Origin of the sequence: Collinsella sp. AF20-14LB (assembly GCF_003459505.1) — a bacterium.
Lineage (GTDB): Bacteria > Actinomycetota > Coriobacteriia > Coriobacteriales > Coriobacteriaceae > Collinsella.
The window spans coordinates 375-26657 of sequence record NZ_QRWD01000005.1 but is presented as its reverse complement, the minus strand read 5'-3'; the positions used below and the strand labels follow the sequence as shown (position 1 = coordinate 26657).

18 protein-coding genes and 1 rRNA gene are annotated in these 26283 nt (G+C 58.9%); 4 read left to right on the top strand and 15 right to left on the bottom strand.

All coding sequences use genetic code 11. From position 1 onward, the window contains the following. Positions 1-11: 11 nt before the first annotated feature. The 11 genes from DWX63_RS03530 to uvrA form a co-directional block, all read right to left on the bottom strand. Positions 12-932 (bottom strand): dihydrodipicolinate synthase family protein, encoded by a 921-nt coding sequence (locus DWX63_RS03530; protein WP_117842836.1) that lies wholly within the window; start codon positions 930-932, stop codon positions 12-14. Between the two features lie 68 nt (positions 933-1000). Next, the gene (locus tag DWX63_RS03525) at positions 1001-1852 is read right to left on the bottom strand and encodes an acetylxylan esterase (RefSeq protein WP_117842835.1); all 852 of its coding nucleotides are present in this window, start codon (positions 1850-1852) and stop codon (positions 1001-1003) included. Continuing rightward, positions 1845-2822 carry an acetylxylan esterase gene (locus tag DWX63_RS03520; protein WP_117842834.1) on the bottom strand — a complete coding sequence of 326 codons (978 nt, stop codon included), beginning with the start codon at positions 2820-2822 and terminating at the stop codon, positions 1845-1847. Before DWX63_RS03520 ends, DWX63_RS03525 begins: the two co-directional genes overlap by 8 nt. 80 nt (positions 2823-2902) lie before the next feature. Further along, positions 2903-3730: an ABC transporter ATP-binding protein gene (locus tag DWX63_RS03515; RefSeq protein ID WP_089573612.1), complete on the bottom strand. Its 828-nt coding sequence runs from the start codon at positions 3728-3730 to the stop codon at positions 2903-2905. Continuing rightward, positions 3731-5746 carry a dipeptide/oligopeptide/nickel ABC transporter permease/ATP-binding protein gene (locus DWX63_RS03510; protein ID WP_117842833.1) on the bottom strand — a complete coding sequence of 672 codons (2016 nt, stop codon included), beginning with the start codon at positions 5744-5746 and terminating at the stop codon, positions 3731-3733. 3 nt (positions 5747-5749) lie between these two features. Next, complete coding sequence (locus DWX63_RS03505; protein WP_055251823.1) at positions 5750-6706, bottom strand: ABC transporter permease; 957 nt, start codon at positions 6704-6706, stop codon at positions 5750-5752. Positions 6707-6863: 157 nt separating this feature from the next. Continuing rightward, positions 6864-8477, bottom strand: a complete 1614-nt coding sequence (locus DWX63_RS03500) for an ABC transporter substrate-binding protein (RefSeq protein WP_117638004.1) — start codon at positions 8475-8477, stop codon at positions 6864-6866. A 365-nt stretch (positions 8478-8842) separates the two neighbouring features. Then, complete coding sequence (gene uvrC, locus DWX63_RS03495) at positions 8843-10783, bottom strand: excinuclease ABC subunit UvrC (protein ID WP_370445869.1); 1941 nt, start codon at positions 10781-10783, stop codon at positions 8843-8845. Between the two features lie 6 nt (positions 10784-10789). Next, positions 10790-12370: a murein biosynthesis integral membrane protein MurJ gene (gene murJ, locus DWX63_RS03490; protein WP_117564878.1), complete on the bottom strand. Its 1581-nt coding sequence runs from the start codon at positions 12368-12370 to the stop codon at positions 10790-10792. 105 nt (positions 12371-12475) lie between these two features. After that, on the bottom strand, positions 12476-12976 hold the full coding sequence (ybaK, locus tag DWX63_RS03485; protein WP_089573609.1) for a Cys-tRNA(Pro) deacylase: 501 nt from the start codon (positions 12974-12976) through the stop codon (positions 12476-12478). A gap of 132 nt (positions 12977-13108) precedes the next feature. Beyond that, positions 13109-15988 carry an excinuclease ABC subunit UvrA gene (uvrA, locus tag DWX63_RS03480; RefSeq protein ID WP_117842831.1) on the bottom strand — a complete coding sequence of 960 codons (2880 nt, stop codon included), beginning with the start codon at positions 15986-15988 and terminating at the stop codon, positions 13109-13111. 193 nt (positions 15989-16181) lie between these two features. On the opposite strand from uvrA, the gene DWX63_RS03475 reads away from it, so the two are divergent. The 4 genes from DWX63_RS03475 (at position 16182) to DWX63_RS03460 (ending at position 22304) form a co-directional block, all read left to right on the top strand. Beyond that, positions 16182-18335: an LTA synthase family protein gene (locus tag DWX63_RS03475; protein ID WP_158559604.1), complete on the top strand. Its 2154-nt coding sequence runs from the start codon at positions 16182-16184 to the stop codon at positions 18333-18335. Between the two features lie 145 nt (positions 18336-18480). Next, positions 18481-19311, top strand: coding sequence for an Mrp/NBP35 family ATP-binding protein (locus tag DWX63_RS03470; protein WP_022094864.1), 831 nt, complete (start codon positions 18481-18483; stop codon positions 19309-19311). Next, positions 19312-20583 carry an NAD(P)/FAD-dependent oxidoreductase gene (locus DWX63_RS03465; RefSeq protein WP_117842829.1) on the top strand — a complete coding sequence of 424 codons (1272 nt, stop codon included), beginning with the start codon at positions 19312-19314 and terminating at the stop codon, positions 20581-20583. Between the two features lie 80 nt (positions 20584-20663). Then, complete coding sequence (locus DWX63_RS03460) at positions 20664-22304, top strand: NAD(P)/FAD-dependent oxidoreductase (RefSeq protein ID WP_117842828.1); 1641 nt, start codon at positions 20664-20666, stop codon at positions 22302-22304. Positions 22305-22369: 65 nt separating this feature from the next. Here the strand turns inward: DWX63_RS03460 and uvrB are convergent, their stop codons facing one another. From uvrB to rrf, 4 genes are all read right to left on the bottom strand, one after another. Next, positions 22370-24610, bottom strand: coding sequence for an excinuclease ABC subunit UvrB (gene uvrB / locus DWX63_RS03455; RefSeq protein WP_117842827.1), 2241 nt, complete (start codon positions 24608-24610; stop codon positions 22370-22372). A gap of 51 nt (positions 24611-24661) precedes the next feature. After that, the gene (locus DWX63_RS03450) at positions 24662-25243 is read right to left on the bottom strand and encodes a lytic transglycosylase domain-containing protein (protein WP_117759573.1); all 582 of its coding nucleotides are present in this window, start codon (positions 25241-25243) and stop codon (positions 24662-24664) included. Continuing rightward, positions 25236-25877: a dephospho-CoA kinase gene (gene coaE / locus DWX63_RS03445; protein WP_117842826.1), complete on the bottom strand. Its 642-nt coding sequence runs from the start codon at positions 25875-25877 to the stop codon at positions 25236-25238. Before coaE ends, DWX63_RS03450 begins: the two co-directional genes overlap by 8 nt. A 193-nt stretch (positions 25878-26070) precedes the next feature. Then, positions 26071-26186, bottom strand: a 5S ribosomal RNA gene (rrf, locus tag DWX63_RS03440). Between the last annotated feature and the right edge of the window lie 97 nt (positions 26187-26283).

Sequence of the window (26283 nt, the reverse complement as noted above, 5' to 3'; positions counted from 1 at the left end):
CTGGGGAAGCTTTACAGGAGACCGTTGTCCTGAAGGACCTTGCGAATCGCCTCGACGTTCTCGCCAGTCATGGCCTTCACCGGGCGCGGCATGGTCGGGCTGTCAAAGATACCCATGAGGTTCATAGCGGTCTTGAAGGCGCCGACGCCACCGGCATAGCCCTGAACGCCCGAGGTGACATCCCAGACGTGCGAAATCTCATTGAGGCGATCCTGCTCGGCCTTGACGGTAGCCCAGTCACCAGCCTGGGCGGCCTTCCACTGACGCACGTAGCCCTCGGGCTCAACGTTGGCGAGACCCGGAACGGAACCGTCGGCGCCACCAAGGTAAGCGCCGTCGACAACAACCTCGTGACCGGTGAGGATGCTCATCGGATGGCCGTTCTTCTCGTTCTCCTGAACGAGGTAGCGGAACGAGATGTCATCACCCGAGGAATCCTTGACGCCGGCCAGAACGCCCTCGGCGCCGAGCTTGGCAAGGAGCTTCCAGGGGAGCTTGGTGTGGACGCACACGGGAATGTCATAGGCAAAGATGGGCAGGTCGAGCTCCTCGTGCAGGATGCGGAAGTGCTCCTCGACCTCGGTCATGCCCTGCAGGGCATAGAACGGGCAGGTGGCGACGAGGGCATCGGCGCCCAGCTCCTGGGCGACCTTGCCGTGCTCGATCATGCGCTCGGTCTCGGTATCGATGATGCCGACCAGAACGGGAACGCGGTGGTCGACGATACGAACGGCCTCGGCGATAATCTGGCGACGGCGCTCGTCGGTGGAGAAGACGACCTCGCCCGAGGATCCCAAGAAGAACAGGCCATCGACGCCGGCATCGATCATGCGGTTGATGCTGCGCTCAAAGGAGGCAACGTCGAGCTGGTGATCTTCGGTATCGGGAACAACGACGGGAGGGATAACGCCGGTGAATTTCTGAGTTGCCACAAGAATCTCCTTAGCTGTCTGGCGGGCGGCCCTATGCCACCCACTCTTGTTGGCAGTGTCCAGGCCGTCTAGGCCAAAGAACACGGGTAGAACGTTTGGTTAAAAAAGTCGACGACTTCGTTTTCGAACGCATTGATGCGCTCGTGAGCGTATTTTGCATAGATGATATGCCTCCGGTCACACTCAAGACCGTTGAATACGGCAAACTGATCCTTGGGATCGCTCACGGTATCCATAAGCGATGTGCCCATGAGCACCGATTCGCGCACCCGAGACGACAGCGCCTCGAGGCCGCCAGGAAGCGGATTGGCAACCGCCGTGCAGACGAGGCCCCGCTCGTCCAGAGCAGAAACCGCCAGCGCGACTCCGCCGCCAAGACCCTCGCCCCATGCAAAGATGCGGTCGGGGTCCATGCCATCAAGATTGCGCGCCACCTTCGCCAGCGCGCAACCCCAACGGACGCGCTCGACAAAAGCGGGCGAAGAAATCCCCCGCCGCAGGTCGTCCGCACCAGCAACATCGTCATCCAGCGCGAGGACGGCATACCCCATGGCGGCAAATCTCGTCATGTGATGCCAGCCGCGCACAGGCCGATCGATGTCGTGGAACATCAGGCACAGCGGCACGCGCTCAGATACTCGGGCACGACCGACAGGCTCGATCAAACGAGCGTGAATCGCATCGTCACCGAGCTCAAAGGAGGCCTCCGAGTAACGGGCGCAGGGGTTAACAAAGTCAATCGCCGTAATGGCCAGGCCTTGAATCTCAAGATTCGAAGCGCATGTCTCTAAATCAGAAACATCTGCTTGGACATCACCGCGCCAGTCCCGATATTCTGCGAGCCTTGACGAAACCGTCCCAGAAATCCCCGCAAGCTCGGGGACAATCAGCTCATCGATATTGCTCTCGCACTTAGACATGAGCCTCCCCTCCCTTGCAGAAAAACGGAATGATCAGATCGTCAAAATCCTGAATCTCCTCGTGGCCAAAGCCTTCAAAGAACTCATGACGCTTTTCACAGGTCAGGTTGTTGTAGACTGCAAACTGCGTCGCCGGAGGACAGACGATATCGGCTGTGCCCGTGCCAAACAGCACGGGGCATTTGACCATGGGGGCAAAGTTCTTGGAATCGAAGTACGCCAGCTTGGCATAGGCTTCGTCGATACGAGTCGAGTCCTCGTCAAACCAGCGAGACCAATAGCGCAGGCCCTCGTAGGCAATGTCGTCGGCATCCAGATCCCAAACAAGGCGGAAATCCGACAGGAAGGGATAGAGGATGGCGGTACGATTGATAAGCTCGCTATTAAGCGCGCAGGTCGCAATGCCCAAACCGCCGCCCTGTGATGCGCCGTTCACAAATACGCGGGAAAAATCGATGCCCTCGAGCTCGCGAACAATACGGCACAGAATGCGGATATCCTGGTGCAAGCGGACATAGTAGAGGTTGGCCGGGTCGCCATCGATACCGGCGACGATATGGCCCGCGACCGTTGTGCCTTCAAATCCACCAATATCCTCGGAGGGGCCACCCTGGCCGGGGCAGTCGAGGGCAATGAGCGCCATGCCCATGCCCGCAAACGACGCCTGCTCGAACCAGCTGCGGCTTGCACCCGGATAGCCGTGGAACTGTAACACCAGCGGCACGGGCTCGTCCGAGACGGGTTTAAGGTACTTGGCATGCAGGCGAGCGCCACACATGCCGGTATACCAGAGGTCGAAAAACTGGCAGGTCACGGCATCTGTGACCGATGACGTCTCGATCGCATAGTCAAGCCCGACCGCGTCGGCCTCGGCCATGCGATCCTTCCAAAAGAGATCGAAATCTGATGGACGGGGCATGGCGCCTCGATATTCACCAAATTGATGTTGTAGCTCCTGAGCACTTGGCATGGCTCGTGAACCCAACCTTTCGAAATCGCAACGGAGGTGCGCCCGGCAAGGGAACCGGGCGCACGGGAGGGAAAGCGAACCTACTCGCCGAGCTTGGGATGAAGCAGCGACGGCGCAGCGCCGAGCAGCATCTTGGTGTAGGGGTCCTGAGGGTGCTGGAAGACCTGCTTGGCCTCGCCCTGCTCGACGATCTTGCCGCCATTCATAACGATGATGTCGTCAGAGATATAGCGGACCGTCTGGATGTCATGGCTGATGAACACCATGGCCAGGCCGAGCTCCTTCTTAAGGTCGGTCAGCAGGTTCAGAATCTGCGCGCGGACAGAAACGTCCAGAGCCGAGGTGGGCTCGTCGGCGATGATGGCATCGGGGTTCAGCGACAGAGCACGGGCAATTGCGACGCGCTGGCGCTGGCCGCCCGAAAGCTGGCCGGGAAGAACCTCGGCGGCGGAGCTGGGCAGACCGGTGAGCTCCAAGAGCTCCTTGACGCGCTTCTCCTGCTCGGCCTCGGTACCCAGGTTGTGGACGCGCATGGGGTCGAGCAGCTGCTCGCGAACGACCATGCGGGGGTTGAGCGCCGTGGCCGGGTTCTGGAACACGACCGAGATGACGCGACCCATGTGGCGACGGTCCTCGGCGGTACGCTTGGTTACGTCCTTGCCCTTAAAGTAGACCTTGCCGCTCGTGGGGGCCTGCAGGCCGCACATGACGTTGGCGGTGGTGGACTTACCGCAACCGGACTCGCCGACGATGCCGATCGTCTGACCGGGCATGAGCCTAATCGTTACACCCTGGACGGCGTGAACCAGGTTGGGGTGCAGAATCGAGCCGGTACGGGTCCTAAAGGTGACGTGGACGTCATCAAGGAAGATGATCGGCTCGACGCCGTTGACTGCGGTCTCGCTCATCTACATCACCTCCGCGTGAGGGGTCAAACCATTTGCCTTGAGCACCTCGTCGGGGAGCTCGGAATAGAAGTGCTCGGTGCCGGGCACGCGCTTGAAGACCGGACGGGTGTCCAGGCCAATGCGCGGATGGCTCGAGCGGGGCGCGAAGCGATCGCCCTTGGGGAAATCGCGCGGGCTCGGAACGGCGCCGGGCACCTGGTGCAGACGGCCCGAACCGCTCTCGATGGACAGAACGGAGCCCAGAAGACCGCGGGTGTACTCGTGGATCGGGTTAGTGAGCAGCTCCTTGGTGGGCGCCTGCTCGATAACCTGACCGGCGTACATAACCGTGATGTTATGGGCGACCTCGGCGACCAGCGCCAAGTCATGCGAGACGAAGATCATGGCAAAGCCGAGCTTGGCCTGAAGGTCGTTGAGCAGCTTGATGACCTGCTTCTGGACGGTAACGTCCAGAGCGGTCGTGGGCTCGTCGCAGATGACCAGCTTGGGGTCGCGGGTAAGGGCCATGGCGATCAGGACACGCTGACGCTGGCCACCGGAAAGCTCATGCGGGTAGCTCTCGAGCGTACGCTTGGGGTCGAGGCCCACGAGCTCCAGGAGTTCCTCGGCGCTGCGGGTGCCGCCGCGCTTGGTGAGCTGCTTCATCTGGGCAGAGATGAGCATGGAGGGGTTGAGCGAGGACAGGGCGTCCTGATAGACCATAGCGATATCGGTACCGCGCAGGCCGAACCACTCCTTCTTGCTCATCTTGAGCAGGTCGCGGCCCTCCCAGAGGACCTGGCCGGAAAGGTGCTCGTCATCGTCGGTCAGGCCCATGATGGCCAGCGTGGTGATGGACTTACCGCAACCGGACTCGCCCACCAGGCCCATGGTCTGACCAGGACGGACGTCAAAGTTGACATGGTCGACGACGTTGATATCGCCGTGATGCTCAAACTGAATGCAGAAGTCACGGACCGAGAGAATCGGTTCGACAGACTCGTCGGGCACATGGCGATCGTCACGCTTGAGCTCGACATCGCGCAGGGCGCCAAGGCGAGCGGAGAGGGACTGGGCCTGCTCCTTGTAGGCGCGAACGGGGTCGGAGACCAGCAGGTCGGCCTCGCGACGCTTGGAGGAATCGGTCGGATCCAGGGCGGCGGAGGGAGCAGCGGCCATGGCGTCGGTAATGCCCTCGGAGAGGATGTTGAGCGCCAGGCAGGTGATCATGATGGCCAGGCCCGGGAACAGCGCCTGCCACCAACGGCCGGCGAGCACGCCGCCGCGGGCGTCGGCGAGGATGTTGCCCCAGGTAGCGGTGGGCTCCTGGATACCAGCGCCGATGAAGGTCAGCGAGGCCTCGAAGATGATGGCGTCGGCGACCAGGGTAACGGTGAAGACCATGATCGGGGCGATGCAGTTACGCAGAACATGCTTGATCAAAATCCACGGAGCCTTGGCGCCGGAAACGATGACCGCGCGGACATAGTCCTCGCCGTACTCGGACACGATGTTGGCGCGCACGATACGGGCAATCTGCGGAGTGTACATAAAGCCGATGGCGAAGATGATCGACGGCACGGAGTTGCCCAGGATGGAGACGAAGACGGCCGCGAGGGCGATGCCCGGGATGGACATGATGATGTCCAGGATACGCATGATCGTCTCGGAAACGGCCTTGCGCGAAACCGCCGCAAGGGCGCCCACGACCGAGCCGCAGACCAGAGCCATGGCAGTGGCGCCAAAGCCGATAATCAGCGAGTAACGACCACCGTAGAGCATGCGCGACAGAATGTCGCGACCCTTATCGTCGGTACCGAAGATAAATCCGTTGCCGGGAGCCTGGCGAGCCGTAAAAATCTCGACCGGGCTATAGGGGGCAAGAAGGGGCGCCAGAATCGCAGTCAGGGCGACCAGCACCAACACGACGGCGGCAATCTTAGAAGACAGCGTCATCTTCTTCCAGCCACCGAGCTTGAGCCCCTTGGAGGCAGCCTTCTCGAGCTGCTCGGTTTGCTTCTCTCGAATCTTTACCATAATCTACACCGTCCTGATGCGCGGGTTGATGAGCAGGTAGAGCATGTCAACCACGATGTTGATGATGATGAAGGCAAGAGCAACGACGATAACGACGCCCTGAACCAGGTTCGCCTCGTTGCCCTGAACGCCCTGCAGAATCGCGGTGCCCATGCCGGGGAGGTTGAAGATAACCTCGATGACGACGGCGCCGCCCATGAGGTAACCGATCTTAAGACCGAGGGTGGTGACCGGGGTGATCAGCGCATTGCGAAGAACGTTGATGCCGACGACGACCTTCTCGGGAACGCCGGCGCCGCGAGCCATACGGACATAATCCTTATCGAGCTCCTCGACCATGGCGGTACGCACGATACGAGTCATCTGGCCCGTCAGCGGAAATGCCAAGGCGATAGCGGGCATGATCATACGTCCCAGATAGCCAGCCGGATTCGTGGTGAAGTGAGGCAGAGCACCCGATGCCGGAAGCACCTTAAGGTAGGAAGAGAACAGCAGGATCAACAGAACGGCAAGCCAGAACGACGGGGTTGCCAAGCCGGCGATGGAAAAGACGCGGATCACTTGGTCCGGCCATTTGTCGCGATACAGCGCCGCGATGACGCCGAGTAAAAACGAAACGACCGCACCGATGGCAAGGCCGATGAAGGTCAGCTGCATCGTGACGGGCAGGGCCGTGGAGATGCGCTTGGCAACGGAGTTGCGAGCAGCACCATAGGTGCCCATGTCGCCATGGATCAAATCGCCCATATAGCGCACGTAGCGCACGGGCCAGGGGTCGTCCAGACCATACTTCTCATGGTACTCGGCAACCGCCTCGGGCGAGGCACCGTCACCCAACGCCGTGTAGGCGGGGTCGGTCTTGGAGAACGACATAAGGAAGAACACCAGGACGGTGACGCCCAATGCCATGATCGGCAGCGCCACAAGACGCCTTCCAATCAAACGTAGCAAGTTGTTCACGTTCTCTCCCCTTTCTTTTGTCGGTAGGACCAACTGGTATATGAGTACGGATACTCATTACAAGACCCGAGCGACATCGTTGCCGCCCGGGTCTTTGTTTCAACTATGAGGATACGGTCCCAACGACCGACATCCTGCATACAGACTCAAGCGAGTCTTACGCCTTGACGGTCGCAACGCCCCTGAAGGACATGCTCGTCGTACCAATGCCCTTGAAGCCATCGAGGGCCTCTCCGTTGGGCGCAGTGGACGGATCGTCCCAGGAAGCGGAGACGGTCTTGACGTGGACAACAGGGTACAGAACGGCATTGTCGGCTATGATGTCGAAGCACTCGTTCCACTTCTTCTGCTGCTCGTCGCCCTCGGCGGCAAGAGCCTCGTCCATGAGACCGTGGAGCTTCTGCCACTCAGCGGACTCCTTCCACGGGCAACGGGTCTGCATCCAGACGTTGTCGCCGTACCACCAGTTGAGCAGCAGGTCGGGGTCGGCACCGAAGCAGGAAGGATCGCCAGGGGCAAGGAGGATATCGTAGGCCTCGCCGCCGTCGATGGCAGCGTAGGTGGCCGGCGAGGTATCGGTCTGGATGGTCACATCGAAGCCGAGGGCGTCGAGGTCGTTCTTGACCTGGGCGGCCATGCCCTTAATCTGCTCGTTGTCGGTGGTGCGCAGGGTGATGGCACCCGGGGTGATGCCAGACTCCTCGATGAGCTTCTTAGCCTTCTTGGCGTCGGTCTTGTACACCGTGGAAGCCTCATGATAGTTGGTGAAGCTCTTGGGCAGGTAGCAGCTGGCAGCGGTGGCAAGGCCGGCGAAGGTGTTGCTGACCATCTTCTCGGTGTCGAGCGCATACATGACAGCCTGACGGACCTTGACGTTGTTCCAAGGCTCCTTGGCGACGTTGAACATGATGAAGCGGGTGCCGAAACCCTGAACGTTATCGATCTTGCAGCCGGCGCTCTCGAGCTGGTCGACGGCGTCAGCGGTAACGAGCTCCATAACGAGCGTGGAGCCCTCCTGCTGAGCGGTAACGCGAGCGGTGGGGTCGGTCAGGATGCTGTACTGGATCTTCTTATCCTCGGCAGCATACTCACCGTTGTACTCGGGGTTGGGAACCAGGGTGATCTCGGTATCGGAGATAGAGTCGTACATCCAGGGGCCGGAGCCGATCGGCTGCTTGGCGCGATCCTCCTCGGTCTGGGTGGCCGGGGTAACGCGGACGATGGCCAGACGATCCTTGAGCAGGGAGAAGTTGGGGACCTTGGTCTTGACCGTCACGGTGCTGGCGTCCTTGGCCTCGATGGACTCGAAGGGCTGGAAGAACGGAGCATAGGTAGCGGAAGCGGCGCAAGCGGTGTAGGAGGCAACGACATCGTCAGCGGTGACCTCGGTGCCATCGGAAAACTTGGCGCCCTTGCGGATGGTGACCTCGAAAGTGGTGTCGTCCACAGACTTGGGATCGTCGGTGGCGAGCTCGTTGAAGGTGCTGTAGTCGTGGTAATCGATGCCGTAGAGGCCCTCGACGACGTGCCAGTTAGCACCCAGGCCCACAGCGGAGCCGGTGCTGGCGGGATCGAAGCTGGACGGAGCGTAAGCGGAACCAGCGGTGATCACGCCGCCGCCACGGTTGGCGGAATCGGTGGAACCGGAAGCGGAACCCTCGTCGTTGGAGCTGCCACCGCAGCCGGTGAGACCAAGCCCTGCGACAGCAGCGACGCTGCCGGTGAGGCCGAGGAACGAACGCCTGGACATACCCTTGTTGATGATGGCCATGTCTTCTCCTATCAATAGAGAATCTTACCCGGGAGCACCTAGACGTGCCCCCGCGCAACTTGCGGACGATATATACCTTACCTACCGACGAACCCAACTGAGGTGCCGCGCTCGGCGACCGATACATACATACGCTTGAACGGTATTTACTACCGTTCACCGAATTCATTGACAAACGATTCGCCAGACAGTATGTATCGACGAGGTGAGATATCAGTCTTCGTCAACCCGCAGGATAGCAGGGTTGTTCACCATGGCTAGTCAAACGTTTTAGCGTTAATTAAACCCGAAATCGGCTGGTAATCGCCGTGAAATACATGATTGAAAATCACGCAATCATGTATATCAGTTGTTTAGAGGCGTGTTTAGTTTTCGGATTGCTTTGCCGCCGCCTCGGCGCGCTCGGCATTCCATGCAACGAGCGCCTCGTGAACCGCTTTGGCGACATCGGCAGGAATGCCTCGAACTTCCGCGATCTCTTGCTCGCTCGCCGCGCGCAAACGCTTCATCGAGCCAAAATGGCGCATAAGGGCACGTTTTCTGGTGGGTCCCACGCCTGGAACGTCATCGAGTACCGAAACCGTCATGGCTTTATCGCGCAATTCGCGATGGAACGTGATGGCAAAACGGTGCGATTCATCGCGCACCTGTTTAATTAGATAGAGCGACGCGGACCCGGTCGGCAGCACGACTGGAGTCTCGTCCCAAGGCACGAAAACCTCCTCATCGGCCTTTGCCAAGCCACAAACTGGTATATCGAGCCCAAGAGCCTCAAGTTGCTTGATCGCAGCGGTCAATTGCGGCTTACCGCCATCGACAACGAGCAAATCGGGGCGCGAGCCAAAGCGCTCGTCGGCCATGCGCTCGGGAGCATAACGTCGTCCCAAAACCTCGGACATCGACACGAAGTCGTTTGCCTCGTCCAATTCGGCCTGAATTTTAAAACGACGATACTGACTCTTGTCGGCGCGCCCGTTGGTAAACACCACCATCGAGGCGACCGTAAAGGTGCCATGCAGCGTCGAGATATCGAAGCACTCGATACGCAACGGCGGCGATGGCAGCGCCAACGCGCTTTCGAGCTCCAGGAGCGCTTGATTGGTGCGGTCGTCAGCGTACCCCGTTCGCATCATGTAGCGCATGAGGGCATGGCGCGCATTTTTGGATGCCATATCGAGCAGACGGTGCTTTTCGCCACGCTGCGGCCTATGGAGATGGCAGGAACGCTCACGCTTGCCCGCAAGCCACTCCCCCAGCGCCTCCGCATCCTCAAGCTCGACGGAAAGGTTGACCTCAGCTGGAATATCAGCCGTCTCGTCGTAATAGCGCTTAAGAAAGCCCGACTGGAGCTCTTCCTCGTCAACATCAAGACCCTTGTCGAGAATGAACTCGCAGGTGCGAACTGTTCGGCCCTCGCGAACGACGAAGACGCAAGCGGCGGAGATGGTCTCCTCGCGATAGAAACCGATGACATCGATATCGACACTGGAGGGAAAAACGACTTGCTGACGATCGTCCAGACCCCTGATGACCTCCAAACGACGTTTGACGCGTGCCGCGCGCTCAAAGTCGAGCGCCTCAGCGGCATCCGTCATCTCGGAGGTCAGCTCATCGACGACATCCTTGCGATGGCCCGACAAAAAGCGCTCGACACGCTTGACGCTCTTGGCATAGTCTGCCGGGGAAATCGCGCCGACACACGCACCCGGGCCGCGCCCGACATGGTAGTCAAAGCAGGGGCGCCCGTTTTGCGCGCAAATCATATTGACGATGTCTTCCTCGCCCTTGTGGGACTCGACGATACGGCGACAACGACGCCACTCCGCACAGGATGCGGAGCAGATGGGGATAACCTTGCGCAGCGTATCTATCGTCTCACGTGCCGCGCGGCTATCGGTATAAGGTCCAAAATAGCGCGTTCCCGGCTTATGACGCTCACGCGTGTATTTGATAGCGGGATACAGGTCGCCCTTTGTAATGGCGATAAAGGGGTAGCTCTTGTCATCCTTGAGGTCGACGTTAAAGTACGGATGGTACTGACCAATCAAATTGCGCTCGAGCACCAACGCCTCGTGCTCGGTCTCCACCACGATATAGTCAAAGCTCGCCACCAGCTGCATCATCAGCGGGATCTTCTGGCGCTCGTCCTGCAGCGTCACGTACTGACGCATACGGGCGCGCAGGTTTTTCGCCTTGCCCACGTAGATGACATCGCCCTTGGCGTCTTTCCAAAGGTAGCAGCCGGGCTGCGTGGGAACGCGCGAAACCTGCTCGGCAAGCGTTGGAATGTTGTCGTGACCGGCCACGCGCACCTACTTGCGACGAATCAGCGCCGAGACCTCGGGCATCTTAAGGACGACGGCAAGGCCAAAGGTAACAGCAAGCGAGACGACACCCGCAACGCAAACGTAGCCAAGAGTAATCAGAATCGAGCCGCCAAGTGCCCCGACAAAGTGCTCAAGCGCCCACATGACGCCGGCGCCTGCGGCAGCACCCAGGCCACCGAGCAAAAGGCCAAAGAAACCGCCATGCAGGATAGATTTAACCTGAAGACCACGCAGACGACGACGCAGCCACCACAGCGAGCAACCGACCAAGATCACGTAGTCGACGACATACGAAAGCGCGATTGCCGGCATACCGAAGCCCAGCACAACGCCAAACAGCAGAACCGAGCCGGCCTGGCCGATGGCGGAATACAGACAATAGCGGCTATAGGGCTTCATGTCGAGCAAGGCAGAGAAGCTCTTCTGCATCAGCACGACCACGCCGTAGAGCGGCAGGGAAAGTGCCAGGTAGATAAGGAACTCCGACACCAGCGCCACACCGGACTCATCGAACTTGCCAGCGCAGTAGATCATGTTGAGCGGACGCGCGAAGACAATCAGGTACAGCGCGAATGGAATCAGGAAGAACAGCATCTGGGCGACGCCACGCGAAATGCCCGTGCGGACGCTGTCGTAATCCTTCTCCTGTGCGTCGTGAGAGAGCTCGGTATAGAGCGCCGTCGAAAGCGAGGCGGCAATCAGCGCGTAGGGCAGCGTGTACCACAGGCGCGCATAGGCGATGACGGAAGGACCAGTCTCGGGCTGGACCACCAGCGCAGCAGCGTTGGTGATAGAAGTCGAGACAAACATGCACACCGTGGCGAGCAGCGTCGGGATACCGAGCGCAATCGTCTGGCGCAGTGCGGGGTCCTTAAAGTCGATATGGATATGGGGATGCACGCCGTGCTTGCCAAGCGCGGGGATCTGACATGCCATCTGAACAAAGACACCGAGGGTCGTACCGGCCGCAATCAAGATGATGCCGGCACGTTCGCCAAACTGTGCGGACACGGGCGCAAAGCCCATAAAGCTCGCAATGACGATCACATTGTTGAGGACCGGGGCAAACGTCGACCAGAAGTAGTCGCGGTGTGCGTTGAGGACGCCCGAAAACACCGAGCCCAAACCATAAAACAGAATCTGGATGGCAAAGAAACGGAACATGAACGCAGCGGTATCCATGCTGCCGCCGTCACCCGAAAGGAACGATTGCGTCCAGATAAAGCCCGGGGCGAACACGGTCCCCAGCAACGAAATGCCACCCAGCACCAATAGCAGAATACCGAGCAGGTTGCCCACGTACTCGTTAGAGGCCTCGCGACCCTGCTCACGCCTCACGCCCATGTACACGGGCAAAAACGCCGTCACGAGCATGCCGCCCATCACGAGTTCGTAGAGCATATTGGGCAGGTTGTTGGCAACCTGATAGGAAGACGAGAGCAGCGACATGCCGATAGCGGCCGCCATTGCCCACGTGCGGATAAAACCGGTGACGCGAGACACGATGGTCAGGATGGTCATAAGCCCGGCGGAACGACCAACCGTGGAGTAGTCCGACGAGCCCATGTCGTCAGTGTCGTCTCGCGACGAAGAAGCTTCGGATGAGGGTGTCTGAGGCGCAGATTCTTTTGCAAAATGAGCTCCGCACTTCAATTCTTCCTGCGGCATCGCTCAGTCCTCTCTCGTAATCGGGGCGACCGTCGCCCCGCAAAATGCAATTAAATCATCGGGTGCAAGCTCAAGCTGATAACCACGCTTGCCTCCCGAAATAAAAATGGTATCCCAAAGGACACATGTCTCATCAATGAGCGTCCGGTAGCGTTTTTTCATACCGACCGGACTGCAGCCGCCGCGAACGTAGCCAGTCGCCGCAAGCAAATCCTTCACATGCATCATGGCCAAGGACTTCTCCCCCGCGGCACGCGCGGCGGACTTTAGATCGAGCTCGTCGGCAACAGGGATGCAGCACACGACGTGGTCGTTGGACGGCGTCACGCAGACCAAGGTCTTAAATCCTTGTCCGGGCTCCTCGCCAAGCTGCTCCGAAATCGCGACCCCCAGGCCCGCCGACTCATCACCATCGTCTTCGTACGTATGTAGAACATAGGAAATGCCGGCGCTTTCCAGCTCGCGCATCGCATTGGTTTTTGGCGTCTTTACAGCCTTTGCCATGGCATATCCTTTCCCTCGCATTCGGACGCAAGGATTAAGTATATGTCCAATTCGGCTGCATACGTCACTTCGACACAGCAAGCGCCATCGAATCACAAGGAGTCGATGGCGCCCATAAACTGAATCGCCTATTTATTGAGCATCAAGTTGAGCCTGACGCTCCCGGTCACGCCTGAGCAACGGCGCCAAAAACTTGCCCGTATAACTCTGCGGACAGTCCGCAACCTGCTCCGGTGTGCCCGAAACCACGACGGTTCCGCCGCCGTTACCGCCCTCGGGGCCCATATCGATCAGGCGGTCGGCAACCTTGATGACATCAAGGTTGTGTTCAATCACCAGCACCGTGTTGCCCGCATCGACCAAGCGCTGCAGCACATCGAGCAGCTGGCGGACGTCCTCAAAATGAAGGCCGGTCGTCGGCTCATCCAAAATATAGAACGTCTTGCCCGTCTGGCGTCGATGAAGCTCCTTGGCGAGCTTCACACGCTGCGCCTCGCCGCCCGAGAGCGTCGTAGCGGGCTGGCCCAGGCTCACGTAGCCCAAGCCTACATCGTACAGCGTCTGGAGCTTGCGCTTAATCTGCGGGATATTCCCAAAGAAGGCCAGTGCCTCGGTGACGCTCATGTCGAGCACGTCCGAGATGGTCTTACCACGGTAGGTGACCTCAAGCGTCTCGCGGTTATAGCGTTTGCCGCCGCAGACCTCACAGGGGACATAGATATCGGGAAGGAAGTGCATCTCGATCTTAATTTGTCCGTCGCCCTTGCACGCCTCACAGCGCCCGCCACTCACGTTGAAGGAGAAACGTCCCGGCGAGTAGCCGCGTGCCTTCGACTCCGGTGTGCTCGCAAACAGCGCGCGCAGATCATCCCACAGGCCAATGTACGTAGCGGGATTGGAACGCGGTGTACGGCCGATCGGCGACTGGTCAATGTCGATCACCTTATCGATGCACTCGATACCCTCGAGCTTTTTGTACGGACCCACAGGGCGCGTCGAACGGTGAATGGCATTCGTAAGGGCAGGTGCGATGGTGTCGGTAACCAGGGAGCTCTTACCCGATCCCGACACGCCGGTAACGACCGTAAGCGTACCAAACTCGATCTTGGCGGTAACGTTTTTGAGGTTGTTGGCGCGGGCGCCCGTGATCTTAAGGCAGCCGCGACCGGGCTTGCGGCGTTCATCGGGAACCCGAATCATTCGCTTGCCGGTCAGGTAGGCACCCGTCATCGAATCGGGGCACGCCATGATATCGGCAGGCGTTCCCGCGGCGACCACGTGTCCGCCGTTCACGCCCGCACCGGGGCCCATGTCGATCACATAGTCGGCAGCACGAATCGTATCCTCATCATGCTCGACGACGATGACGGTATTGCCGATATCGCGTAGGCGCTCAAGCGTCTTGATCAGGCGCTCGTTATCACGCTGATGGAGGCCAATCGATGGCTCGTCCAAAATGTACAGGACACCCATGAGGCCGGCGCCGATCTGCGTTGCCAGGCGAATGCGCTGGGCCTCGCCTCCGGAAAGCGTCGCCGAGGCACGATCGAGGGTCAGATAGTCGAGTCCGACATCGACCAGAAAACGCAAGCGCTCCAGGATTTCCTTGACGATGCGCCCGCCGATAAACTGTTGGCGCTCGGTGAGTTCCAAGCCCTCAAAAAACTCGAGCGACTCGCGGCACGATAGGCAACAGACCTCGTAAATGGACTTACCGCCTACGGTAACAGCGAGCATCTCGGGGCGCAAACGAGCGCCGTGGCAGCTCGAGCACGGCTCCTCGCGGATGTACTTCTCCAAGCGCGCCTTGGTGTTCTCGTTCGTCGTCTCGGTATAGCGCTCGTACAGGATATTGCGCACGCCCGAGAACTTGGTGTCCCACTGGCTGCGGCGCCCATCGAGCTTTTGATAGTCGACCGAAATCTTCTGGTCGCCCATGCCGTCTAAAAACGCGCGACGCACCCGCGGAGGCAGATCCTCCCACGGCGTATCGACGCTCACCTTAAAGTGTTTGCAGACCGCAGCGAAAATCTGCGGATAGTAGTTAGAGTTGCCAAACAGGCTGCCAAAGACCCCGTCGGCGATCGACTTCGAGGGGTCTTCGATTAGGGCCTCGGCATCGACCGTCTTCTTAAAGCCCAGGCCATCGCACTCTGGGCACGCGCCATAGGGCGCGTTGAACGAGAAATCACGCGGCTGCAGGTCATCGATGGAGTGCCCATGCTCCGGGCACGCTAACGCCAGCGAATACTCCAGCAACTCGCCTTCGGTCCCCTCGGGAGCGTCGCGGTCGGGCAGCAAGTATACGTTCACATTGCCGTGCGCCAGCGCGGTCGCCTGCTCAACAGACTCGGCGATACGGCCCAGAGAGTTCTCACGGATCACGATGCGGTCGACCACGACCTCGATATCGTGCTTGAACTTCTTGTCCAGATCGATCTGATCGTCGAGCGAGCGCACTTCACCGTCGACACGCACGCGGCTAAAGCCCTCGGCGCGAAGATCCTCAAACAGTTTGGTGTACTCGCCTTTTCGCCCGCGCACCACCGGTGCCAGCACAAACGCGCGGCGGCCCTCCCCCGCCGTCAAGACCTTGTCGGCAACCTGGTCGGTCGTCTGGCGCTCAATGACACGGCCGCATTCGGGACAGTGCGGGGTGCCCACACGGGCGAACAGCAGGCGCAGATAGTCATAAATCTCGGTTACGGTGCCAACCGTCGAGCGAGGGTTTTTAGACGTCGTCTTTTGGTCGATCGACACCGCCGGCGAAAGGCCGTCGATTGAATCCAAGTCGGGTTTGTCCATCTGTCCCAAGAACTGGCGCGCATAGCTCGAAAGACTCTCGACGTATCGACGCTGGCCCTCGGCATAGATAGTGTCAAATGCCAGCGAACTCTTGCCCGAGCCAGAAAGACCGGTAATGACCACGAGTTGGTCACGCGGAATGGAAACATCGATATCACGGAGGTTGTGCTCACGGGCGCCGCGAATAACGATAGAAGAATCAGACATGGAAGCTCCTTGCCTCCTATTGCATCGAATCATACTGCCGATGAGTTTAGCGCACTCGACGCGCACAGATGTTCGTAATACAAGATTCGCAGACCTTTAGCTTTGCGTATCGGGCGCTTTGTTTCTCGAAATGCCGTGGAAAGGTTACAGTAATCTAATACTGAACTTAATTTGTTGTACCAGAGGAACGTCCATGACCGAAGATATCCCCCTTGAAATCACTTCGAGCGACATGGCCAATCTGCCCATATTCATCGCCGTCCTTATCGTGGCCGCCGTCGTCGTGCGCGTGTATTTTTCAATCAAACGCAACGAAAAGCCACCCATTGCCCGCGTCTTTTGGTGCGCGACGCTCCTCATCCCGCTCGGCGTGGTAGCTGCATGGGTTACGAATCAATTGCTCGTAAATGAGGGCAGCTCCCTATGGGTCCTTTCTTATTCGGCGCTCGGTGCTGCCGCCGTCATGCTTCTTGTCGAGCCCTTGGTTTCGGGACTTATCGACCAAACCGACCTTGCGACGGGAACGGTTGCCTGTATTTGCCGTGACATCCTTGTCATCGCCGCTGTTTCAGCGCTCTCGTTCGTTTCACTCGAAATTGCCTGCAACGAAACGTTCTATCGCATTCCCGCCAACTCATTCGGGTTTTCCGTCGGGCTGCTCGCGACGGTTCTGCTCTCCCTTTATTTGCTGGGACAGCGTCATGGAGGCGTCATGGCTCTCGTGCCCGTCGTCTGCTGCTTCCTTGGCATTGCCGAGCACTTCGTCATAACGTTTAAAGGCGAAGCCATCCTGCCAAGCGATATCTTGGCCCTTGGCACCGCAATGGAAGTGAGCGAGGGATACGAGTTTACCTTTACCGCCGGAATCGTAACCTCTCTCGCCCTGCTGGAGATTTCCCTGGGGCTTCTTTCGCTCATCCGACCGCGAAAGCTCCGTACGCCCACCCATGTCTTCCCCGCTATCGCCACTAACCTCTGTGCTTTTCTGCTAGTGACCGTTGTGGGGCTCTCAGGCTTTTCCAACATCGACTTGGAGCAGGCGCTGGATTTTGGATTTGACCGTTGGCAGCCCATCACCACGTATGCGTCTCAGGGTTTTATCACTTCGTTCACCGAAATGGTCAACGAGTTGCCCATTGAGAAGCCCGAAGACTATACGCCCGATGAGGCGCAGAGCATCGAGCAGGAGCTCGCCGCCGCCTACGACAGCACATATGGCTCGAGCGAGCAGCGCGCGGCGGCCGTTGCCCAGTTCAATGAAATCAAGCCGACGATTGTTGCCGTCATGAATGAGAGTTTTAGCGACCTTTCGTGCTTTGAGCAGCTCCAGGCGGCCGGGTACACCGGCCCCGCATTCTACAACTCGCTTCCCGACACACTTGTTCGCGGCACCATGCTCGCTTCGGTCGCCGGTGGCGGAACGGCGAACTCCGAATTCGAATTTTTGACCGGAGCGACAACGGCCTTTGTCGGATTAGGCAAGATCCCCTATCAGCTGTATCAGATGAATGGCGTAAACAGCCTGGCAAAGGACCTTAAAGAGCTTGGGTATACCACTACCGCTATGCACCCGCAAAACCCCGTCAACTACCATCGAGATAAAATCTATCAGCAGCTGGGCTTTGGAGACTTTCTTTCAATCGGCGATTTCGAAGGTGCGCCCTATTACCATGCCGGCGTATGCGACTACGCCACCTACGACAAGATACTCGACCTGCTTAGAACCGACGAAGCGCCGCAGTTCATCTTTGACGTCACGATGCAAAATCACGGCGGCTACGACTATGGCACCGTTCCCGCCGAAGAGCTGACAAACTATTGGGTCGAGGGAGCCAGCGAAGGCGCCAACAGCGCGCTCAACACCTATCTCACCTGCATCAACGCATCCGACCGGGACCTCGAGTACTTTATCAACGAGCTCCGCAACATCGGCAGACCGGTTGTTCTTGTCTTTTTTGGCGACCATCAGCCGAGCGCCGCAACGACTCTCAACGACGAGCTGTACCCTCAGGAAGATACGGCAAGCCACGCTTTCCGTATCTATCAGTCGACATATCTCGTCTGGGCTAACTATGAGATCGCCGGCAATACCGAGCTCAACGTCTACGACACCGTCGGGGCAAACGAGATTGCAGCCATTACCCTTAATAAGATCGGCGCCCCGCTCACCAATTACCAAAAGGCCCTGCTTGCGACAAGGTCAGATGTGCCCACCATCAATGTCGCCGGCTATCTCGGTGCCGACGGGCTGCGCTACGACTTGGAATCGGAAGACAGCCCCTACGCCTCGACGATCGACAAGCTGCAGCGCATGCAATACCTCGAGTTCGCCAGCATAGTTCAGTAAGCCCGCCCATTCGCTTGGGCCCATCGTATTGCAAGCACGCTCGGCCCAAACGCATCGCAAATGACTCCCGCTCGCAAACGAGGGTACAATGACGCTCGTGTCACATCGCGGGGCCCCGGCCCCAGCATATACAAAGGAGTCATACATGGGTTGCGAACACGCACAGGCCGCCGGCGGACAAACGTCGCCGTCGCAATTTGAGGAGAACACGCTGTCCGAGGTCAAGCGCGTCATCGCCGTGCTTTCCGGCAAGGGCGGTGTCGGCAAGTCATTTGTCACCGGTGCCATCGCCACCGAGCTTGCCCGTCACGGCCACAAGGTCGGCGTCCTCGATGCCGACATCACCGGTCCCTCTATCCCCAAGATGTTCGGTATGAGCGGACGCCACGTCCATGCCCTTGGCAACCTTATGCTGCCCGAAATCTCCGAGCACGGCGTCAAGGTCATGAGCTCCAACCTGCTGCTCCAAAACGAGACCGACCCCGTCCTTTGGCGCGGTCCGGTCATCGCAGGCGCCATTAGGCAGTTCTGGAGCGAGACCTCGTGGGGCCCCATCGACTACCTGCTGGTCGACATGCCTCCGGGAACAGGCGACGTCGCGCTCACCGTCTTCCAGTCGCTGCCGGTCGACGGCATCGTCATCGTCACGAGCCCGCAGGATCTGGTCTCGATGATCGTCGCCAAGGCGGTCAACATGGCCGAGAAGATGAACGTCCCCATTCTGGGCATTGTCGAGAACATGAGCTATATTGAGTGCCCCGACTGCGGCAAGAAAATCGAGGTCTTTGGCAAGAGCAAGCTCCCCGAGGTCGCAGAGCGCTATAACCTCGACATCTTGGGCCAGCTTCCCATTAATCCGGCACTCGCCGAGGCCTGCGATAAGGGCGAGGTCGAGACCGCGCTGCCCGATGGCATGTTGCCCAAGGCAGTCTCTGCCGTCGAGGCTATTACCCCGCACGAGACCGACGAGGCCTAAGTGAACGCGAGCGCCCTCTATGACGTCTTGGTAATCGGCGGCGGGGCTTCAGGCCTCGCCGCCGCCATTACGGCCGCACGCGCTGGCAAAAGCGTCTGCATCGTTGAGCGCGATGTCGCCTGCGGCCTCAAGCTCCTTGCGACCGGTAACGGCCGTTGCAACCTCTCCAACGAATCGATTGATCCTCAGCGGTATAACCACCCCGCATTCGTCGAATCCGTCATGGGCCCCCAGCCCGAACAAGAGCTTATGGGTTTCTTCTCCTCGCTGGGCATCATGACGACCTCCGAGGAGGGCCGGCTGTATCCGCGCTCCCTTCGTGCCGAATCGGTGCGCGATGCGCTTCTCAACGCTTGTAATCGTCTGGGTATCACCTTGGTATGTGGAGCAAACGTTGCCTCGGCATTCAAAGCCCCCGAGGGCTGGGCACTCCAAATAGACCGTCCCGCGCGAGCACTCAAGACAAAGAAGCACGACGACCGAAAATCGGAGCTCCGCTCGCTTCGGAAAGCGCTCGCCGATGTCCCTCGCAAGAACGAGGCCCTGCAGGCACATGCCGTAATTATCGCTACGGGCGGCAACCCCACCGGTATCGCCGATACGTTTCGCCTCCCCCTCACTTCGCTGCACCCCATCCTCTGCCCCGTATCGGCAACGGTCGTTGGCAATCGGGCGGCACTCAAGACGTTGGATGGCCTGCGCGTCCGTGCCCGCTTGACGCTCGCCCACAATCATAATGAGCTCTGGCACGAAGACGGTGAAGTGCTGTTTCGAACCTTCGGTATCTCAGGCGTCGCTGTCTTCAACCTCTCTCGTCGTATCCAGCACGGCGATACGATCCTGCTCGACGTTTTCCCCGACCTCTCCAAAGACGAGTTGCTCGATATGCTCAACCGGCGCGTTGAGCTGCTCGGCGGCTTTTCGCCCCGCGATCCCCGTTGGCTCGACGGCATGCTCGCCCCGCAACTCTCCCGCGTCGTCTGCACAACGTTCGAGCAGTGCCATCCAGGCTCCAACGATGTCATCCACCTGGTCTCGATCCTCAAACACTTTAAGTTGCTCGTCGAGGGAACAGCCGAGGAGCGCTCAGCACAGGTCACGCGTGGTGGCATATCTGTCGAGAGCATCTCAACACCCAGCCTACGCGCGCGCAGCGTTGTCGACGCCCCGCTTTACGTCTGCGGTGAAGCGCTCGACATCGACGCCGATTGCGGAGGCTTTAACCTTGCGTGGGCCTGGATCTCGGGCATTCGCGCTGCAAGCAGCCTGTAGCCGCGCAGTCTATAATCAAAAACGCATTCGGGCCGTCTGGGATACCGGACGGCCTCTTTCTTGCCTCTAAGGAGACCTCGATGATTGAAATCACCCAAGTCAACGCGTCGCTCGATGAAGCCGGCGATGAAAATGCCTGTCTCATTGTTGGCAAGCGAGTCGCCAAGTGCGTCCTACGTTGCAAGGACTCCGAGATCAAGTCCATCGAGCTCCACCGCAAGTCAATCGACGCTCGCAAAAAACGAGACGTCCATTTTATCCTGAGCTTTCGTGTTGAGCTGACTAGTCCCCACCTCGAGCGAGAAGCGATCGACAGCGTTGCCGAGCGTGACCGCTCGCGCGTACGCGCGATAGAAGACGATGAGCCTTCATTCCCCTCCCCCGCCTCCGACGCACCTCAAGAACGCCCTGTCGTTGTCGGCGCCGGATGCGCCGGCCTTTTCGCTGCGCTTACGCTCGCCGAAGCAGGTCTTAAGCCCTTGCTCATCGAGCGCGGCGACCCGGCATTTCGCCGCTCGCGGGCGATCGACCTCTTTCTAAAGGAGCGCATCCTCGACCCCGAGAGCAATATCCAGTTTGGCCTGGGCGGCGCGGGGACCTTCTCGGACGGCAAGCTCAATACGGGAACCAAAAATCCCGCCCATCGCCTTATCCTCGAAACCTTCGTCGAGGCGAGTGCGCCCCGCGATATTCTGTGGGATGCCAAGCCGCACATTGGCTCCGACATCCTCCCCACCGTCGTCACCAACATTTCCCAGCGTATCGAGCAACTCGGCGGAACCGTCCGCTATCGAACAAAGCTCGTCAATATTCGAACCGATGGATCTGGCGCCATCACCGGCATCGATGTCCAAACGCCCCAAGAAACCACAAGCGAGGCAATCGCCACAAAACACCTCATTCTCGCCTGCGGCCATTCCGCCCGCGACGTATTCGAGCTTCTCAAGGAACATAACGTTGCCCTCGCGCAAAAGACCTTTGCCATGGGCGTGCGCATCGAGCATCCACAGCGCGACATCGACCGTGCCCAATATGGCCCTTCGGCGGGGCACCCGGCACTCGGAGCAGCCCCCTACAAGCTTGTCGCCCATCTTCCCAACGGCCGCAGCGTGTTCTCGTTTTGTATGTGCCCCGGCGGGCAGGTTGTCGCTGCCTCTTCCGAGCAGGGCCACTTGTGCGTCAACGGCGCCAGTCTCAATGCCCGCGACGGACACAACGCAAATGCCGCCCTGCTCGTTAACGTCACGCCAGAGGACCTTCCCGACGATGACCCGCTCGCCGGCATCGAGCTCCAGCGTGCCTGCGAGGCGGCCGCCTATCGCCTGGGCGGTTCCAACTGGAACGCACCGGCACAGCTCGTCGGAGATTTCCTCGCAGGACGCGCCAGCAAGGCGCCCGGAAAGGTAAAGCCCACCTATCCGCTCGGTGTGACCTGGACGGCAATTGACGAAGCCCTGCCGCAGCATATCGTCGAGTCGCTCCGCCTGGGACTTCCCCTACTCGGAAAAAAGCTACGAGGCTACGACCGCCCCGATGCCGTTCTTACCGGCGTGGAGACTCGTTCGAGCTCACCGGTCACTGTCACCCGAGACCGAACGTGTCATGCCGTGTCGACCCCGGGCCTCTACCCTTGTGGTGAGGGAGCTGGATATGCCGGCGGCATCATGAGCGCGGCCACCGACGGCATCCGTTGTGCCGAATCCCTGATTGCAGACCTCTAACGCACGAATTCCAGTGCGCAAAAGACACAGGCCCCGAGCTCCACAGGGAACTCGGGGCCTGTTCGCTATTTCTTAAACCGTGCACCCTGGCGTTTTCTGCCCGATGCGAACGTGGAACCCTTGCGGGCCTGCGAACGTAAGCGCTCGATCGTCTCGTCCTCAGACGCACCCTCAAGCATCGCCCGAATCTGAACGACGGCATCGCGCAGGCGCGCCGCCTCCTCAAAGTCCATGGCGGCAGAAGCGTTGCGCATATCCTCCTCCATGGTCTCGACGATCCGCACGAGCTCATCGTGCGGCAACTCCTTGAACTGCTCAGCAAGCGTCTGCTCGGACGATACCGTCTCCGGCGCAGCACCCTCGCCGTTTTCATCGGGCGTATAGAACGCGCCATGCCCCAACGAATCGCCCTTCGAACGCCCCTTAGAGCCAACGGTTTTCTCCGCCTCGGCAATAAAGCTCGAGATGTCATTGATGGCCTTGCGAACCGTCTTGGGCACGATGCCGTGCTCTTCGTTATAGGCCATCTGGATCTCGCGTCGACGCTGCGTCTCCTCAATCGCCTCTCTCATCGAATCGGTCACGACGTCCGCGTACATGATGACTTCGCCATCGGCGTTACGGGCCGCGCGGCCAATCGTCTGAATCAGCGAACGGCGGTTGCGCAAGAAGCCTTCCTTATCGGCATCGAGAATTGCCACCAGTGAGACCTCGGGAAGATCCAAGCCCTCGCGAAGCAGGTTGATGCCAACGAGAACATCGATCTTGCCCTCGCGCAGCGTTCGCAGGATCTCGACACGGTCCATTGTCGCCGTATCAGAATGCATGTAATTGACCTTAATGCCGGCATCAAGCAGATGGTCGGTCAGGTCCTCGGCCATGCGCTTGGTGAGCGTGGTCACCAGCACGCGCTCCTTGCGGGCAACGCGCTCGCGAATCTCGTCCTCAAGATCGTCAATCTGCCCACGAACCGGACGCACATCGATCTTGGGGTCGAGCAGACCGGTCGGACGAATAATCTGCTCCACGTCGTTTTGGCTCACCCGCAGCTCGTAGTCGCCCGGCGTGGCCGAAACATAGATAAACTGGGGTATCCTCGCCTCAAACTCATCGAAGCGAAGCGGACGGTTATCGAGCGCCGACGGAAGACGAAAACCATGCTCAACAAGCGTAACTTTGCGCGAACGGTCACCTTCGTGCATGCCGCGAATCTGCGGCACCGTCACATGGCTCTCGTCGATGATGCAGAGCATGTCCTTGGGAAAGTAATCGATCAGGGTAAACGGCGGCTCGCCCGGCTTACGTCCATCCAGATGACGCGAGTAGTTCTCGATGCCGTTGCAAAAGCCCATCGTCTCGAGCATTTCGAGATCATAATCGGTACGTTGCTGCAGGCGCTGTGCCTCGAGCAACTTGTCGGTCGCCTTGAGCTCCGCCACACGCTTCTCGCATTCTTCGCTGATCGATTTCAGGGCCGCCTTGACCTTAGGTTTCTCGGTCACGTAGTGGGAGGCCGGCCACACGGGAATAGCTTCATACTCACGTAGCATTTCGCCGGTGACCTCATCGATCTCGGCAATCAGCTCGACCTCGTCGCCAAAGAACTCAAAGCGCAACGGGTGCTCCGCATAGGGCGGATACACATCGACGACATCGCCACGTACGCGGAACGTACCACGCGCCAGGTCATAGTCATTACGGTCGTATTGAATGTCGATGAGCGCATGGATAAAGTCATCGCGCTCGAGCGGCACCTTCTTGTCGACGTTCGGCGCCAGGCCCGCATAGTCCTCGGGAGAGCCGATACCGTAGATGCACGAGACCGATGCGACGACGATCACATCGCGTCGAGAAAGCAGCGATGCCGTCGCCTGATGGCGCAGCATCTCGACCTCTTCGTTAATCGAGGAGTCTTTCTCGATATATGTATCGCTTTGCGGTACATACGCCTCGGGCTGATAGTAGTCGTAGTACGAGACAAAGTAGACCACAGCGTTGTTGGGAAAGAACTCTTTGAGCTCGCTCGCAAGCTGAGCGGCGAGCGTTTTATTGGGAGCCATGACCAGCGTCGGCTTCCCCAGGGCCTCAATAGTCTTAGCCATCGTGAAAGTCTTGCCCGAACCGGTCACGCCCAGCAAAACCTGATAGCGATCTCCGTCCCTCACACCCTGCACAAGCGACTCAATAGCCTTAGGCTGAGAACCTGCAGGCTCATAGGGAGACACGACCTCAAACGGCACCTCAGAGCCCTCAACGCCAAAACGTTTGAGCTCTCCGCCAACACGCTCAACTTCAAAATCCGCCATGGATACTCCTAACTCATATATCTGCAGTATACGCAGGCGGCAGACATAGTCCTATACGAACCGATCGGGGTAGAGGGTCTTGTAGCGAACCCAGGCATTATTGACGCGAATCAGATACGCCTGCGTCTCGGGAAAGGTGATTGCATTGTGCAGCGACGTACTTTGCTGCGCCCATCCGTCGACATTGCCCATGCCGGCGTTATAGGCGGCAATAGCGCTATCCGTCGACCCGTTGAAATACGTTAAGAGATACGAGAGGTACGCACAGCCAAACTCGATATTCGTAGCCGGATCGTTAAGGTTGTCAGCCGAATACTCCCCACCGTCGACAAGACCCTTGGCGATCATATCCTGGGCAGTCTCGGGCATCAGCTGCATCAATCCCTGAGCACCCTGATTCGACTCAGCCTCGGGATCCCAATTCGATTCCGACTTAATGACAGCGCACACCAGATACGGATCCAGATTATGCGAAATACTCGATTGCTTTACATACGCCTCGTAGTCAATTGGATACAAAGGCTTAAAGAAGGCGGCAGGAGCATACGAGTAGACGAGCGAAATAAGGCCGAAGGCAAAAACGGCAGCCAGCGGTATAAGGCGATACCACGCAAAGAAACGTGTCTTAGGCATCGGCATCCTCCTTATTCGCAGTGTCTATAAACCCATGGCATGCAAGCCATGAGTCAAGCTGCTCAAAGAGCGAATTATCACCTGCGGTATTATCAATCACCGTTGTAGCGAGATTGCACAGCTCAGACTCATCGGGCTGGCAAGCAGAACGGGCATCGAAATCAGATAGCTCCATGCCACGCTGAATAGCACGCTTGCGACGAACTGACAAAGGGGCGCTGATGACCAGAATTTCATCAGCCAAGCCAAATGCATCCTCAAAACCAGTCGGGGCAGAAACCTCGACCACCGCAAAGGGGTAACGGGGAGACGAAACCGTACAACAAACCGGATCGAGAATCCTAAGCGAAAGCTGTTCAATGAGAACGGGATGCACAAGGCCATTGAGCCGTGCGACCGAATCAGGAGAAGCGAAAGCTCGAGAAGCGAGGATGCTGCGGCGAATGCCGCCTTCCTCATCCAAAATGTCCCAACCGAATTCATCCGCGAGAGCATTGACAATATCAGAGCCCGGTACATACAGCGATTTTGCAAGCTCATCCAGATCGATAAGCATAGCGCCACGAGATTCGAAATAGCGGCAGGCAGTCGACTTACCCGAAGCAATATTGCCCAAGACAAATACGGTAAACATCAAGTCCTCCCTAACGCCAATGGGAGTTATTATCGCGCAAATACAAAAGAAGGACTCAAAATACAGCCAAACAGTAAGACAAGCTAAAAGAAGGCGAGTTCTTGTATTACAGCTCTTTATAAAACGCAAAAAAGGGGGAGGCCGCGATGCCTCCCCCTTCTCCATTTCCTCTGACGGCTCGGTGCCGTCCACCGGTCAGCGGCGCCCTGGCCTCCCACGGGCTGGCCCCGCAGTACTCTCGGCGCGATGGGGCTTAGCTTCCGGGTTCGGAACGGGACCGGGCGTGCCCCCCATGCTCTGGCCGCTGACCGGTGGGCGGCGCCCACCGTTACGGTGTCCTGGGTCTCATCTACGTGCCCTGGGGGCCGCATGGCGCATAGGAAAGAGTCGACTCGGGGGCATCCTC